14 protein-coding genes and 1 riboswitch are annotated in these 13,537 nt (G+C 43.8%); all 14 genes read left to right on the top strand.

What is annotated here, in order from left to right:
* The first annotated feature begins 11 nt into the window (after positions 1-11).
* A complete protein-coding gene (locus SporoP17a_RS09105) occupies positions 12-509 on the top strand; it encodes a EutP/PduV family microcompartment system protein (RefSeq protein ID WP_083034362.1) in 498 nt (165 codons plus the stop codon).
* Positions 510-947: 438 nt separating this feature from the next.
* Positions 948-2,393 (top strand): ethanolamine ammonia-lyase reactivating factor EutA, encoded by a 1,446-nt coding sequence (locus tag SporoP17a_RS09100; protein ID WP_083034361.1) that lies wholly within the window; start codon positions 948-950, stop codon positions 2,391-2,393.
* Positions 2,394-2,407: 14 nt separating this feature from the next.
* The gene (locus tag SporoP17a_RS09095; protein WP_083034360.1) at positions 2,408-3,772 is read left to right on the top strand and encodes an ethanolamine ammonia-lyase subunit EutB; all 1,365 of its coding nucleotides are present in this window, start codon (positions 2,408-2,410) and stop codon (positions 3,770-3,772) included.
* Positions 3,773-3,779: 7 nt separating this feature from the next.
* Complete coding sequence (gene eutC / locus SporoP17a_RS09090; RefSeq protein WP_420542181.1) at positions 3,780-4,775, top strand: ethanolamine ammonia-lyase subunit EutC; 996 nt, start codon at positions 3,780-3,782, stop codon at positions 4,773-4,775.
* 16 nt (positions 4,776-4,791) lie between these two features.
* The gene (gene eutL / locus SporoP17a_RS09085; RefSeq protein WP_167693407.1) at positions 4,792-5,436 is read left to right on the top strand and encodes an ethanolamine utilization microcompartment protein EutL; all 645 of its coding nucleotides are present in this window, start codon (positions 4,792-4,794) and stop codon (positions 5,434-5,436) included.
* Positions 5,437-5,509: 73 nt separating this feature from the next.
* Positions 5,510-6,979 (top strand): aldehyde dehydrogenase family protein, encoded by a 1,470-nt coding sequence (locus SporoP17a_RS09080; protein ID WP_237262429.1) that lies wholly within the window; start codon positions 5,510-5,512, stop codon positions 6,977-6,979.
* 23 nt (positions 6,980-7,002) lie between these two features.
* Positions 7,003-7,287, top strand: a complete 285-nt coding sequence (locus SporoP17a_RS09075) for a BMC domain-containing protein (protein ID WP_029053414.1) — start codon at positions 7,003-7,005, stop codon at positions 7,285-7,287.
* A gap of 33 nt (positions 7,288-7,320) precedes the next feature.
* The gene (gene pduL / locus SporoP17a_RS09070) at positions 7,321-8,193 is read left to right on the top strand and encodes a phosphate propanoyltransferase (RefSeq protein ID WP_083034357.1); all 873 of its coding nucleotides are present in this window, start codon (positions 7,321-7,323) and stop codon (positions 8,191-8,193) included.
* A gap of 16 nt (positions 8,194-8,209) precedes the next feature.
* Positions 8,210-8,515 (top strand): EutN/CcmL family microcompartment protein, encoded by a 306-nt coding sequence (locus tag SporoP17a_RS09065; RefSeq protein ID WP_083034356.1) that lies wholly within the window; start codon positions 8,210-8,212, stop codon positions 8,513-8,515.
* Complete coding sequence (locus SporoP17a_RS09060) at positions 8,490-8,831, top strand: BMC domain-containing protein (protein WP_083034355.1); 342 nt, start codon at positions 8,490-8,492, stop codon at positions 8,829-8,831. Before SporoP17a_RS09065 ends, SporoP17a_RS09060 begins: the two co-directional genes overlap by 26 nt.
* 190 nt (positions 8,832-9,021) lie before the next feature.
* Positions 9,022-9,972, top strand: coding sequence for a malate dehydrogenase (gene mdh, locus SporoP17a_RS09055; RefSeq protein WP_083034354.1), 951 nt, complete (start codon positions 9,022-9,024; stop codon positions 9,970-9,972).
* A 367-nt stretch (positions 9,973-10,339) separates the two neighbouring features.
* Complete coding sequence (locus tag SporoP17a_RS16760) at positions 10,340-10,510, top strand: hypothetical protein (protein ID WP_156890552.1); 171 nt, start codon at positions 10,340-10,342, stop codon at positions 10,508-10,510.
* Positions 10,511-10,675: 165 nt separating this feature from the next.
* A riboswitch (cobalamin riboswitch) is annotated at positions 10,676-10,852 on the top strand.
* A gap of 172 nt (positions 10,853-11,024) precedes the next feature.
* The gene (locus tag SporoP17a_RS09050; RefSeq protein WP_083034353.1) at positions 11,025-12,299 is read left to right on the top strand and encodes a ribonucleotide reductase N-terminal alpha domain-containing protein; all 1,275 of its coding nucleotides are present in this window, start codon (positions 11,025-11,027) and stop codon (positions 12,297-12,299) included.
* 75 nt (positions 12,300-12,374) lie between these two features.
* Entirely contained in the window at positions 12,375-13,490 is a 1,116-nt protein-coding gene (locus SporoP17a_RS09045) for a CdaR family transcriptional regulator (protein ID WP_083034352.1), read from the top strand.
* The last annotated feature ends 47 nt before the right edge of the window (positions 13,491-13,537 follow it).

Raw genomic sequence — 13,537 nt, 5'->3', positions numbered from 1 at the left:
GAGTGAGGCCGATGCGAAACAAGGCAATGCTAATCGGTGCAGTACGGGCGGGGAAGTCTACATTAACAAATGCTTTATTGGGCCGAAAAGTAGAAGCTTTCAAGACGCAAACGCTCAGTTATTATGATTGGATTGTTGATACGCCAGGAGAATACACAGAAAATCCAATGTTCTACAAAAATATTATGGCTACCGCGCTTGAAGTGACGCACGTACTGTATTTGCAGGATGCAACGAGCGAAAAGATGATCTTCCCACCAGGTTTTAGCATGGGAATCCCTAAATTGCCGATTGGTGTCATCACCAAATGCGACCTCCCTGAAGCGGATATAGACCGTTCACTTGGCATGCTCAAAACGGTTATGAGCGAAGGACCTATCGTCATGGTTTCCTCTGTAACGGGCATGGGAGTCCAACATCTTAAGGAATTGACAAAGCTGAACGACCTTCAAGCAATGCGGCATTACGTCGAGTCAACAGCCGACGAGCACTTGATCTTTCTAGGCTAATCTTCTTTACAGGTAAGTAGGAATTTGATATAGTAAATTTCAGACAAGTAAATAAAACGGCAAAGGCGCCTTTACATCCCGTGGGAAAATCCATGGCTTTGTAAAGGCGTCTTTTTTACATCAAAAGTGCAGGACGCCGTCTAGCCCCGACAGGCGTTGGAGGTCTTTCCGACAAAGTGCGCACTTTGCACTTTATCGGAAAGACCGAAACGATCCGAGGGGCTGGCGTCCGGAACTAGATGCAATCAAAAGTGCAGGACGCCGTCTAGCCCCGACAGGCGTGGGAAGGCTTTTCGACAAAGTGCATACTTTGCACTTTATCGGTAAGACTGAAACGATCCGAGGGACTGGCGTCCGGAACTAGATGTAATCAAAAGCGCAGGACGCCGTCTAGCTCCAACAGGCGTTGGAAAGAAGTAATCAGAAAGGGGTGTGGGAGTGAGCAATTTCAATAGGCACGAAACTATTATTAGTGCAGGAATTGATATTGGCACAAGCACGACGAAACTGATTATCAGTCGATTCTCCCTACGTAATGTGGCAGGCGCAACACATGTGCCAAGAATAGAAATTACAGACAAAGAAATACTATACAAAAGCCCAGTATTCCGAACGCCATTGCAAGATGCAGTGACGATTGACGTAGCAGGTGTCCAACAGATTATACGCTCAGAATATAACAAAGCAGGAATTCAACCTTCCCAAATCGAAACAGGAGCTGTCATTATTACGGGTGAAACTGCTACCAAGCGGAATGCCAGTGAAATGTTACACCTTTTGTCTGATGAAGCAGGTGACTTCCTCGTAGCAACGGCAGGACCAGACTTAGAAGGCATCATCGCAGCAAAAGGATCAGGCAGCTTTGAATTGTCTAGAAAAAGTGGCCGAGTAATCGCCAATATAGACATTGGTGGAGGAACGGCTAATATTGCAGTGTTCAAAGACCAACAACTTCTCGGTACATGCACGATGCATATCGGCGGCAGATTGATTGAATTTGAAAACGGAAAAGTCCGTACAATTTCACGGCCAGTCGAACGGTTATTGCAAGACCAAGGCTATACGTTACAAGTCGGTGATCCGCAAAATGCGCCAGCTGTTTCATTCGTAACGACATATATGGCTGAAGCGATGGCGCGCATATTGAAAAAAGAAGTTCATGCACAGGATCAAGTACTATTACTCGGACATGAACCAAACTGGCTGCAATCAGTCGATACAATCGTCTTTTCAGGTGGTATTTCCGAATGTATGTATCATCATGCGTCTGATGAAGTCCAAGAAGCACAATACAACGATATTGGAATTCAACTCGCAGAAGCACTACTGAAAAACACATCACTGCAACACTTTACTTGGCAGGAGCCAGTAGAGACTGTGCGAGCGACTGTATTGGGAGCTGGGACCCAGACTACTGAAATTAGCGGAGCTACGATACAAGTTGCGCCCCATGAGTTGCCATTAAAGAACATTCCGATTTACCAATATGATTTTGAAGAAAATCTTGAAGCGGGGTTACTCCACTTCGAAGATGCTGTACAGCAAGCGGTTACTTTATATGACTCTGCAAAAGAAGGACAAAACTTCGCGCTCTATCTGTCCAATCTTCCATATCTAGGATTCCGCGATGTGCAGAAGCTAGCCAAAGCAATTGTTCAAATTATGAACGAACGGCCATGTCCAGAACAACCGATTATTCTGGTCATTCAATCCGATCACGCTAAAGTGATTGGTCAAACTTTAGCGGCATTACAAGTGAAACAAAGCATTATTTGTATAGATCAAATTAATGTGGAAACGGGGGATTACATCGATATAGGCAATGCGCTCACTTCAGGTGTCGTACCGGTCGTTGTAAAAACCTTAACTTTTCACACAACGTAAAGGAGGTCTCGTACGTGAATTTATCCACTACACTAGGCGGCGAACGATATGTGTTCCATGACCTAAAAGAAGTACTAGCAAAAGCGAACGAAGAGAAATCCGGTGATCGCCTCGCAGGAATTGCAGCGGAAACGGTGCAAGAAAGAATCGCTGCTAAAACAGTCGTCAGTGAGTTGCTTGTGAGCGATATTCGTAACAATCCACTGATTCCGATCGAAAGCGACGAAGTCTCACTGATTATTGAAAATGATATAAATGAAAAAGTTTACAGTGGAATCCAGAACTGGAGTATCGCTGAACTACGTGAATATATTTTGAGTAATGAAGTAGGCGACCGTGAATTAAAGCGACTCAGCCGCGGATTGACTTCGGAAGTCATCGCAGCCGTCACCAAGCTAATGTCCAATCTCGACTTAGTACACGCGGCCAATAAAATCGAAATCTTATCAACATGTAATATTACAATTGGCCAAAAAGGCACGTTATCTTCCCGTTTGCAACCGAATCATCCGACAGACAATATTGATGGGATTATCACTTCGTTAAAAGAAGGCTTGTCTTACGGGATCGGTGATGCGGTAATTGGGGTCAATCCCGTAGATGACTCCGTAGAGAGTGTAAAGCGTGTGTTGAATGCAACGAAAGATTTTATCGATGAATGGGAAATACCGACGCAAAACTGTGTGCTCGCACACGTTACGACACAGATGAAAGCAATTGAACAAGGGGCGCCTGCTGATATGATCTTCCAAAGTATCGCAGGAACAGAAAAAGCTCACCGTTCATTTGGTATTTCAGCAGAATTGATTGCTGAAGCAAAAGACTTATCGCTAAAAATGGGGACGGGTACTGGCCCTCAAACATTATACTTTGAAACAGGACAAGGATCTGAATTATCGGCTGAAGCGCATTATGGCGTAGACCAAGTAACTATGGAAGCACGGAACTACGGCTTTGCACGACATTATGATCCGTACATCGTCAACACGGTTGTCGGATTTATCGGACCGGAATATTTATATAACAGCAAGCAAGTAATCCGTGCTGGCCTTGAAGATCACTTCATGGGTAAGCTGCACGGCTTACCGATGGGTGTAGATATTTGTTATACGAACCATATTAAAGCAGATCAAAATGACATCGAAGATCTAAGTATTTTATTATCAGCGGCAGGTGTGAACTTCATCATCGCAGCACCGATGGGCGATGACGTGATGCTGAATTACCAGTCTATGAGCTACCATGACGTGGCGACGGTTCTTCGGACAATGGGCAAAACACCAGCGCCTGAATACTTGAAATGGCTTGAAAAGATGGGGATTTATGAAAATGGCATGCTGAGTAAACGTGCCGGAGATCTCACACTCTTCAATCGATAGGAGGTGGATGGACTTGAATGAGGAATTAATTCAGCAAATCACAAAAATGGTCGTGGAAAAATTGGAGGCTGCAAGTAGTAGTCAAACAGTACAGCAGCCAACGAACGAAAAGAAAGTAGAGCTGTATTCGAAGCAACCTATTGGACATGTGGAAGTGGAAACGGAAAAACGCTCTCCTAGTGGAGCGGTGACATTCCATAGTACGACGGAAGAGCCGAAGCGGAATATATCCAATGTAAAGCCCAAGCCAACGACGGCGTATAGTCATACGAAGTCAAAACCACAAACAAGTCCTGAAGAAGATCAGCTGGCAGAATATCGTAAGAAAACGCCAGCTAGGATAGGGGTTGGGCGTGCAGGTTCACGTCCGAAGACGAAGACATGGCTACAGTTCCGACTGGATCATGCGGCAGCAGTCGACGCGGTCTACGGGGAGGTACCGGATAACTTGCTTGAGCAACTGGGGTTATTTCAAGTGCAATCCCGAGTGGCGGATAAAGAAGAGTACATTCGACGCCCGGACCTGGGTAGAAAGCTTTCGGACGAGTCGAGGTCTCTGATCCAAGAGCGTTGTAAGAAGTCACCCGTCGTACAAATCGTTGCGTCAAATGGATTGAGTGCGAAAGCAATTGAAGAAAATTTGGAAGACGTTTACTTGTCATTGGAACAATCACTTAACAACTTGAATATCGAAATGGGTACGACATTTTATGTGGATAAAGGTCGAGTTGCTGTAATGGATGATATCGGGGAGCTATTGCAACCTGATGTTGTGGTCATGCTGATCGGTGAACGTCCAGGTCTTGTATCCGCAGAGTCGCTAAGTGCGTATATGTGCTATAAACCAAGACATGGCACGATTGAAGCAGATCGTATGGTCATTTCCAATATCCATAAAGGTGGAATTCCTCCTGTTGAAGCTGGCGCATTTCTTGGGACGATTATTCAGAAAATCTTAAAATATGAAGCGAGCGGTGTATCGCTTGTTCAAAAAGAAAGTTAAGGAAGGGGGAGGACAAATGAAAGTCTATGCAGACATATTGTCGATGCAAGTCATTTCAAACGTCAGTCCGGAACTAGCTGAGAAATTTAAATTGAGACCTAACCAGCGTAGCTTGGGTTTGGTGACAACGACAATTGATGACGTCGGCTATACTGCAATTGATGCAGCAACGAAGCATAGTGATGTGGAAGTGGTCTACGCAAAAAGCTTTTACGCGGGCTCAGCACATTCTTCTGGACCGCTATCCGGTGAATTTATTGGAATCATTGCAGGTTCGTCACCAGAAGAAGTAAAAAGTGGTTTGGATTCGATCCGTATAACGATAGAGCATGAAGCTTATTTTGAAACGATTAACGGAAATCCAGATCATGCGTTATATGCGCATACGATCTCCAGCTGCGGAAGTTATTTAGCTGACATGGCAAATGTACCCTATGGACAGTCGTTGGCGTACTTGATTGCACCACCTGTTGAAGCCGTCATCGGTTTGGATGCTGCTCTCAAAGCTGCGGACGTCACACTTTGTGTACTCTATGCACCTCCCTCCGAAACAAACTTCGGCGGTGGTCTGCTGACAGGTAGTCAATCTTCTTGCAAGGCAGCAGCCGATGCGTTCAGGGAAGCGATACAGAACATGGCGGATCATCCGCTAAGTTATTAATAGTTTAGCATGCAGAAAGGAGTGTTTTGATTTGGTTCAATTACTAGATAATGATTTATTGGCTTTGCAACAAATGCGCACGGCCGTCCAAACTGCAAAGGAAGCACAAGAGAAATTCATGGGCTATACTCAGCAACAAGTAGACAAGATTGTGAAAGCTGTTGCCGACGCGGCCTTTGAACAGTCGGGTCGCCTCGCGCAAATGGCAGTAGATGAAACGGGTATGGGGGTAGCAGCTCATAAGAAAATCAAGAATGAAGTGGGCTCCCGAGATGTTTATGAAAGCATCAAAGACTTGAAAACAGTCGGTGTGATTAAAGAAGACCATATGAATAAAGTCGTGGAGATCGCTGCTCCGTTTGGCGTAGTTGCGGCTATCATCCCCACAACGAATCCAACATCTACAGCGTTTTTCAAAACGTTGATTTCATTGAAGACACGAAATTCCATCGTGGTGAGTCCACATCCATATGCAGTTGAATGTACACATGAAGCATTAAAAGTATGTGACGCAGCAGCGGTTGCGGCAGGTGCCCCTGAAGGTTTGATCCAGTGTCTCACACTGGCTTCAATGGAGGCGACGCAGCAACTAATGTCGCATAAAGATGTCAATCTCATCATTGCAACAGGTGGTAGCGCGCTCGTTAAAGCTGCGTATAGCTCGGGTAAACCGGCATACGGTGTAGGTCCTGGTAATGTACCGGTCTATATTGAACGTTCAGCAAAGATTGAAAAAGCGGTAAAAGATATCGTCGACAGTAAATCATTCGATTACGGAACGATTTGTGCAACAGAACAAGCAATTGTTGTTGATAAGCACGTCGTTGATCTCGTTACGCGTGAGCTGAAGAAAAATGGCGCATATATTTTATCGGATGAAGAGAAGAAAATTATGGAAGGTGTCATCTCCCCGGTACCGGGTAAGGTGAACCCGAAAGTAGTCGGTAAGAGCCCGCAGTTCATCGCCAAAATGGCAGGTATTTCTTTACCGGAAGGCACTCGCTTGATGATCGGGATGGAAACAAAAGTGGGCAAAGACGTACCGTTTTCATTGGAGAAATTATCACCGATTTTCGCTATGTATGTCGTCGATGGTGTGAAGCATTCGAAAGAAGTATGTCTCGACTTGCTGAACCTTGGTGGACGCGGGCACAGCTTAGCAATTCATACGGAAATTGATGCAGTGGCTCGTGAATTTGCCATGGAAATGCCGGTTTCACGTATTTTAGTCAACACGATGGCTTCCATTGGTGCAGTTGGCGGAACGACAGGCCTGATGCCGTCGCTCACATTAGGATGCGGAACATTTGGCGGCAATATTACATCCGATAACGTTACAGCTAAGCATTTGCTGAACATTAAGCGGATGGCATACGGTACAAAAGAAGTTCAGTTGCCGAAGCACTCAGAACCTGTGGACAGCTCAAATGATCAGCTTGTTTCCAGTGTAATGAATAATGTATCAGCTTCAACAAACAACAACATTGATCCGGCATTAGTACAGAACTTAGTCAGTGAAATTGTTAAACAACTTACAAAATAAAACACTAATTGGAGGAATTTATTATGAATAGAGAAGGTACAGCATTAGGAATGGTAGAAACTAAAGGGTTAATCGGGGCAATTGAGGCGGCAGACGCAATGGTGAAAGCAGCAAGCGTAAATTTAGTAGGTAAAGTACATGTAGGCGGCGGAATTGTAACTGTTATGGTACGTGGCGACGTAGGCGCAGTAAAAGCAGCAACAGATGCAGGTGCAGCTTCTGCACAACGTGTCGGCGAATTACTTTCTGTTCACGTGATCCCAAGACCACATAATGAATTAGAACTGATGTTACCAAAAAGTGAATAATCACTGCTGACATAGTAGAAAGGCGTGAACTAAATGAATCAGCAATTGATTGAGCAGATTGTCGGAGAGATCCTTGGACAGCTAGGGCAAAGTCCCGTTCAATTGCCGGAACGAGCAGTTCCCATTGCGGTTTCTGCTCGTCACGTACATTTACAGCCTGAACATGTGGAAGTATTATTTGGCGCAGGGTATGAATTGACACAGCGGTCCGAGCTTTCACAGCCGGGCCAATTCGCTGCCAATGAAACGGTAATGATTGCGGGACCTAAAAGCAGTATTGAACGTGTACGTATTTTAGGACCTGTCCGCAAAGCGACCCAAGTTGAGGTCAGCTTTACGGATGCAATGAAACTCGGCGTCAAGCCCCCACTTCGGGAATCCGGCAATATTGAAGGATCTGCACCGATTACACTAATTGGACCAAAAGGTAGTGTGCATATAGACCAAGGACTGATTATTGCACAGTCGCATATCCATATGGCCCCTTCAGATGCTACGCGCTTTGGCGTGGTAGACGGAGAGTATGTCACAGTGGAAGCAGATGGAGTCCGATCTATTTCATTTCGCCATGTACGCATTCGGGTGAATGAGCGATATCGTCTTGAAATGCATATCGATACCGATGAAGCCAATGCAGGTTTCATTACACAGGGGTCAATTGGGCGTCTAGTGAAACCAAATGACGCAAAAGAAACCATACCTATGCAAGCGGTGACGAAAACAACGAAGACACCTGATCCAGTACGTATTCCAGAATCACTTGAATTCACTAAAAAGCTCTTATCGGCTGAAGACGTGGCTGATATTTCGGAAAAGGAAATCGTCGTCAATAAAGGTACAATTGTTACGGCACTAGCAAGAGATACAGCACGAGAACTCGGTAAAACGATAACTAGTAGAAAGTAGAAGAAGGTGATTACGCATGCGAATGGGTAGAGTAATTGGCAATGTATGGGCAACCCGTAAAGAGGATGGATTATCAGGATTAAAGCTGTTAATCGTTCAGCCAATTGATGCACACGGCAATAATATACAATCGCATATGGTCGCGGCAGATCGGATTGGAGCAGGGGTTGGAGACGAGGTACTCATTACGAGTGGTGGTTCTTCACGCTTTATTTTGCCGAAAGAAAACCCGATCCCAATCGACGCGGTCATTATTGGTATTATCGATTCAACAGAAGTAAAGAGAGGTGATATACATGAGTCAAGCGATCGGAATGATTGAGACAAAAGGATTGATTGGATCAATTGAAGCAGCAGACGCAATGGTAAAGGCATCTAACGTGGAGTTGGTATCACAAGAGATGGTAGATGGCGGTATCGTCACGGTCATCGTTCAGGGGGATGTCGGAGCAGTTCAGGCAGCTGTGGATGCAGGTCGTGACGCAGCAGCGCGTGTTGGAGAGTTGCTAGGTGCGCATGTGATCCCGCGTCCTGATGATTCAGTATATGGCATGGTGAAGCCGCTAGTGCCAACTACTCCAGAAATTCCAAAAGTAAAGAAAGCGGTAGAAGTGAAGAAGTCGCCGAAGAAAGACTGAGGGCGGATAACTAATGAGCGCTTGTGTTACGTGATAGAGCGGTCAAAGCATGACTATGAGCGGATATCTACGTATATGAGCGGTTACAAGCAAGTTATGATCGGATAATCATTTCTTATGAGCACTTACGAAGTTTTATTGAGCGAAAACTCATTGATCATATTGAAATCTATAGAAAGGAGTGGTTTCCATGGCTTTCAAACGACATAAAATTGCAGTCATCGGAGCGGGTCATACAGGTGCGACTGCTGCATTGATGGCAGCGCAGAAGGAATTAGGCGACATCGTATTGGTCGATATTCCAGACCTCTCCAATCCTACCAAAGGTAAAGCACTGGATCTCCTTCAGACAAGTCCTGTGCAACAGTTCAATTCCCGTATTACAGGCACTTCAAATTACGAGGATATTGAAGGCGCTGCAATGGTGATCATTACAGCCGGTGTCGCACGTAAACCAGGTATGAGTCGTGATGATTTAGTTGCGACCAATGCGAAGATTATGCGTTCTGTTTCTGAACAAGTGAAGCGTTACGCACCAGACAGCGTAGTGCTGATTTTAAGTAACCCGGTAGATGCAATGACATACGTTTGCTATAAAACAACCGGTTTTCCTAAAAACCGCGTAATCGGTCAATCGGGTGTACTGGATACTGCCCGTTTCAATACGTTCATCTCGGAAGAATTGAATATTTCCGTAGAAGATATTTCCGGCTTTGTCCTTGGTGGACATGGTGATGATATGGTTCCACTTGTGCGTTATTCTTACGCTGGAGGCATTCCATTGGATAAAATCATTTCGAATGAACGATTGGAAGCAATTGTGGAGCGTACTCGAAAAGGCGGCGGCGAGATCGTCTCGTTGTTAGGTAATGGCAGCGCGTATTACGCACCTGCGGCAGCTTTGGTGGAGATGGCGGAAGCAATTATAAAAGATAAGAAACGAATTATGCCATCTATCGCTTATTTAGAAGGCGAATATGGATATCAAAATATTTATTTAGGCGTTCCTACTGTTCTAGGTGGAAATGGGATCGAGAGTGTAATTGAACTCCCATTAACAGCGGAAGAACAAACAGCTCTCGATCACTCAGCTGACTCTGTCAAAGCAGTGATCGAAATTTGTGAAAAGCAAATGTCTTAATTACTATTGATCTCTCTAAGTCGTAACGAGGACTTAGGGAGATATTTATCTATAGAAAGAAGTATTTCGAAGTACATTTCATTCATTGAATGATAAAGAAGTCATATGTTCATTTAAAAAATTCACAATAGTTAATAGAGAATTATAATTTCTTTATTTACTTATAATTTTATTCATGATACAATAAACAGAATTAACTGAATTATAAATATGCCTTTATTATAAATAATTGGAAACATATAAAGAATGTTCTTTCCTATGACCTTTGAGTGTAAGCGCTATCATTTTTGTAAAGGCAAAGGACATATTCTTTTATATCCCGACAAGGCATATACTAAGAAAAATACAATTCCAGGAGGTAATTTTAATGCAAAACAACCACTATCAAAACAATTCAACACTACCAGAGCAAAATGAGACGTTTTACTTGATCACAGGTTACTCAGAGAATGGTTTCATCCATGGGATTACGTGGGAAGAAGCGTATGTTCAAGGATTGGCGGAGTGCGGCTGTCTATGCGAACAACAACTAATGTAAGTAATGAAGAAAGCTCGATACAGGGTGCCTAGCAAAAACGATTGTGGATGGACTCACAGTAGTTTTGTGCATAGGCACCCTGTTAAGTTATGCCTTGCTTCTAAATAAAACAAACGCTACCACCCTCTATGTTATCCATGATAAAATGAATTCAATCAAATAAATGAGTTTGCACGATGCGTTGGTACCTATCAAGGTATAAAAGGGAATCCGTAAACCGGAGCTGTCCCCGCAACTGTACACATGGACGACCGTTAGAATTAGCCACTATGGAGACATGGGAAGGCACTAACGGAAGGATGAAGTGAAGCCAGGAGACCTGCCACGTTTCGTAATAGCCACACTTTCTTCGGGGGTTGAGGAGTGGGAGCAAAAAAGGTATCTGTCTCTATGTTTTTTTGCGTGGAGTATATTCTAACTACCTGAATTTGTTTCCTCATTCACAACTATTGCAATCATCTTGCCGAAGAGGCGGAATGATTGTTTTTTGTTGTTTACGAAAGGAGACCGCAACATGAGAGTATATGAACAGACAAAGGAACATTTACATGAATATGCATTGTTGCAGATATTGTATAAGCAAGCAGAGCAACAACGTGGAAGACCGGTGTATTCAGGATTTCATCAAGTAGTAAGGAAATTGTTACAGGACGGGTTATACGGTCAATGGATTTATAACTATTCAGTAAGTGAAATCAAATGGCTTGGCTTACAGATTGTAGCGGAACGTGATCGACTGATTCCTTCTGAGCAGTTGCAGCAATATATGAATGAATTTGTCACATCCGATTATGACGATAAAAGGTTAGGACTGCCTCAGGAAAGGCTTATGCTCATAGCTATGGCCGCCATGCAAAATGAAACTGTCCAGCGCTTGCAAAAAGTACAGGAAGCATATTGGATACTGAGTCATGGCTATGTGACTTTGCCAGCTGAAATTATGTCCTTCTTCGGAAAGTCATTCTATCAGCGAAAGACGGGAGTTCGGCAATATACTATGGATATTGCCGACAGCAGAATTGCATCATTTTTATCAAGTAAGGTAAAAGAAAAGCATATACGTATACCCGATTATTTCATGGAACAAGTAAAAGCATGCAGCTCTTGGAGTTTATTTGATGCTGAACAAGTAGAACGCACTTTTGGATGCCCACTTGGCAATTTTAACTTTGAGCGATTCTCTCGTGCCGCTGACGTTTCTTCTATTGCACATAAAAAGGTTTCTGCCATCGGTTTAATGAAGCGACTACTTGGAAGTGAGGGTGTTGTAGTGCATTTTCATAATCATGAACAACAAGAAAAGGCAGTGCTACATTCGTATATTCAATTACCACATGTTATGCGGGAAAAAGAATTGGTACGTACTTGTACCATACTTGTACGTTTGCTAAATGGCATTGAGAGTATATGGGGACGTACTATACAAATTGAAGTGGCAGGATGGGAAACCGCAATAGCTGACCAGCAAATTGGTTTACATTCAAAAAAGGCTACCCAGTTTATTGAAAGGGTAGCCCGAGAAATAAACTGCTACTTGGAGGCGGCATCCTGTCAAAGCGGAATGAAAACACCTCTACGTAAAGCAGCTACAGTCAAGCCTCGTTCGATAAACCAGGCAACCAAACAACAGCAAATCGCGATGATTGACCGTATAACTGCAGAACAGCGACATACTGATCGAGGTGGATCTGTCACGCTAGGAAAGTCTGCCGCCATTGAAACAGCAGAACTGTTGCAACTACTCATTAAGGCATGGAGCAGTAGAATTCCAGAAGTCCGACTTATCTGAAACCTCTCTATTGTAGTGGAAACTAAAGTAACGTAAACTTAGTATGAGTAGCAGTTTCCATTCGAGGTGAGACAAGTGTTTCAATTTGATACATTAGGACATGAAATGGTAACGGAATTATCGAATCTGATACGACAGCAAGTGATTTTAACGGATCGAAGAGGCTTTATTCAAGCGAGCACAGAACCAGCCCGAATCAACCAGTTCCATGAAGGAGCACTGCTAAGCATGCGTCAGAAAATGGTGCTTCGCATGGGGGATGACGAAGTAGGGCGTCTACATGGGGTCCGTAGGGGAATCGTCTTGCCGATTATCATTGCAGACGAACCAATTGCCGTACTAGGCGTAACGGGTGATCCAGACGATATTCACCCGCAGGCACAGCTGATTTTACGCGTAGCAGAACTGTTTATTCAAGATTCCATGAAACGAAAGCAGAAGGATGAAAAAGTGCGTGATGTGGAGTTTTTCGTCTTTGACTGGCTGACAGGGACGAAGAAAGATGAACGGTTTATGGAACGGGGGATTCTGCTCGGAATCGACGTTACACTCTATCGTCAAGTGGTGGTACTAGAAGTGCTGGATTTATTGGAACAGTTTACAGTCGAAGAGATAGAGATATTTGCGTCGATTCAAAACATCCATCCTTCTATGAAGATGATCCGCTGGGCACAAAATAAAATTTTATTATTATTACCTGAAATGAATCAGCAAACAGTAAAAAACGAGTTAGAGTTCTTATTGCTTCATATAAAACGGCGCAAGAAAGTACGAGTGGTCGCAGGTATAGGAGCATCCACACATTATTTCGACTTAGCTAAATCATTTGCGCAAGCAGAACGAGCTGTTCATGCTACAAAGGAATCGGGCGATATTGTCTTTGAGCATGAACTGCGTCTGGAAATTGTGTTGCAGAGTATTCCCGATGTAGTAAAGCAGGAATTTTTAAAGCGCACAGTTGCACCACTGAAGGATCATCAAGACTTGCTGGATAATTTGACGGTATGGTTCGAAGAAGACCAGTCAATGCAAAATACCGCGCAGCGTCTGCATATCCATAAAAATACATGGTCTTACCGTCTGCAAAAGGTTGAGCAGTTAACAGGATTATCTGTGTCCAGTACGCATGATGTCTTTCTACTATACTTGGCTTTGCGTTTAATGCAAGAGCAGTCGTTTAGTAAGGAATAAGTGATAAATTGCTTCGCTTCCGATAGTGGAAGCGAAGCTTTTCTTAT

The organism is Sporosarcina ureae, assembly GCF_002082015.1.
GTDB lineage: Bacteria > Bacillota > Bacilli > Bacillales_A > Planococcaceae > Sporosarcina > Sporosarcina ureae_A.
This window is presented reverse-complemented; position numbering and strand designations above follow the sequence as displayed.

What these genes read in the sequence shown, in the direction of transcription:
- SporoP17a_RS09105 (WP_083034362.1), top strand. Translation starts at nt 12, where the DNA reads ATGCGAAACAAGGCAATGCTAATCGGTGCAGTACGGGCGGGGAAGTCT.
- eutC (WP_420542181.1), top strand. Translation starts at nt 3,780, where the DNA reads ATGGACTTGAATGAGGAATTAATTCAGCAAATCACAAAAATGGTCGTG.
- eutL (WP_167693407.1), top strand. Translation starts at nt 4,792, where the DNA reads ATGAAAGTCTATGCAGACATATTGTCGATGCAAGTCATTTCAAACGTC.
- SporoP17a_RS09080 (WP_237262429.1), top strand. Translation starts at nt 5,510, where the DNA reads ATGCGCACGGCCGTCCAAACTGCAAAGGAAGCACAAGAGAAATTCATG.
- SporoP17a_RS09075 (WP_029053414.1), top strand. Translation starts at nt 7,003, where the DNA reads ATGAATAGAGAAGGTACAGCATTAGGAATGGTAGAAACTAAAGGGTTA.
- pduL (WP_083034357.1), top strand. Translation starts at nt 7,321, where the DNA reads ATGAATCAGCAATTGATTGAGCAGATTGTCGGAGAGATCCTTGGACAG.
- SporoP17a_RS09065 (WP_083034356.1), top strand. Translation starts at nt 8,210, where the DNA reads ATGCGAATGGGTAGAGTAATTGGCAATGTATGGGCAACCCGTAAAGAG.
- SporoP17a_RS09060 (WP_083034355.1), top strand. Translation starts at nt 8,490, where the DNA reads ATGAGTCAAGCGATCGGAATGATTGAGACAAAAGGATTGATTGGATCA.
- mdh (WP_083034354.1), top strand. Translation starts at nt 9,022, where the DNA reads ATGGCTTTCAAACGACATAAAATTGCAGTCATCGGAGCGGGTCATACA.
- SporoP17a_RS16760 (WP_156890552.1), top strand. Translation starts at nt 10,340, where the DNA reads ATGCAAAACAACCACTATCAAAACAATTCAACACTACCAGAGCAAAAT.
- SporoP17a_RS09050 (WP_083034353.1), top strand. Translation starts at nt 11,025, where the DNA reads ATGAGAGTATATGAACAGACAAAGGAACATTTACATGAATATGCATTG.